The sequence below is a fragment of the Anaerobiospirillum succiniciproducens DSM 6400 genome (assembly GCF_000482845.1).
Taxonomy (GTDB): domain Bacteria; phylum Pseudomonadota; class Gammaproteobacteria; order Enterobacterales; family Succinivibrionaceae; genus Anaerobiospirillum; species Anaerobiospirillum succiniciproducens.
This window is the reverse complement of record NZ_AXWV01000146.1, coordinates 1-1,435: the sequence shown is the minus strand read 5'-3', so window position 1 is coordinate 1,435 and position 1,435 is coordinate 1. Positions and strand designations below refer to the sequence as shown.

The 1,435-nt window shown below is 37.2% G+C and carries 1 protein-coding gene; it reads left to right on the top strand.

The features are described 5' to 3' along the window. Nucleotides 1-1,435, top strand: a 1,435-nt coding sequence (locus H524_RS17495) for a hypothetical protein (protein ID WP_044122359.1), incomplete at both ends; no start/stop codon positions are given.

The following is a 1,435-nucleotide window of genomic DNA, read 5'->3' as shown; positions in this document are numbered from 1 at the left end:
CTTCATGAGTTCATTATAAAAGTTCATAACATTGATAAAACCCTGTTCGATTGTCTCGGTAGTTGCTTTTCGCTGAATTTGCTTGATGGCCAAATAAGCCCTTTAAAGAATATCTTAGATTTCATTATTGAGATCTGTATTGAACTTAATCAAAGCCGAGTAGCTTATATCATTGAGCGTCATTTAAAGCTTTCAAAGAGCGAAAAAAGCAAAGCAGATGTACATGATCCTAACGCAGAAGATGTCGACGAGAATCAAGAAGAAGATGACGATGATGATGATGATGATGATGATTTTGTCGCAGAAAGAAAGTCGCGTAAAAAGGAAATAGTCAAAGGCTCTGCAGAGAAAGAATTCGGTCACAATGTCCCTGAGGTTGCGGCCATTCAAAAAGAGAGCATGAACAATTCGAATCTTGTAAAGAATTTTTTTAGCTTCAGAAAACAAACCCCATATCCTGACAAGCCTTCTACAATCCTTGATTGTATACTTCGCCACGACTATGAATTGCAAGACGTGTTCACATTTATAAATGAAAATGCCCTTCATCACTTCATGCCTAAGACTAAAGTACTACCTAATCAAGATCAGAAAGATGACTCACATAAACTATGCAATGTCAAGTATATAAAGCAAGCTAACTACGTAATAGAGCCAGCAAACAAGACATTTAAGGCATTTTGCAAGAAATGTAATAAATATGAAGAGTTTACGATTCAAGATAAGAGTAGTACTCGCATAGTATCAGGTAAAACTTATGACTTGGGCGAAGCTTTTGTCATTATTTCAAGCTACAAGGTTAAAGGAGTAGAATGTGAGCATGAGTGTGTAATGTCCCTTGATGAAATTAATACCGATAAGATACTTTATGAGGCCATCACACCATATGGTGAGGAAGATAGATTACACCTGCCTGAGTCCGATGCTAAAGCAAAGAAAGACAGTAGATTTAATTGCGAAGATGAATCAAAAAGAATTAATAAGGCTAAAAACAATAACCAGAGAAGCTATAGATTTAGCACTGCATGCAACCACAGGGCTTCAGATATAAAAAAACAGGCACATGTGTTGAAAATATCTGGACCTACAGTCTTTGACCCCACAATATCATCCCTGATGCCATTGTTTAAAGGATGCCATTCCAATGTTGGTCTGATGGCTGATCTTTTGGAAGCATATCTGCTCTATAGCAGTGCCTCTCGCTATCATAAGACATCATCACTTGCTACCGCTGTAGATCAAATTATATCTAGAGGTCACCTTAATGTACTATCTATATCTTTCTCTAGATCGTATCTTGAAGGTGTTTGTAAACTGATTAAACACCAGGTTTCAAATAACAGCAAAGTGCTACGTATGGATGAAAGTCCAGTACCATTGGCAAATGTTATGGTTGACGGTAATGTGATCTGTAAGCAGGGATATCTCTGGTGTA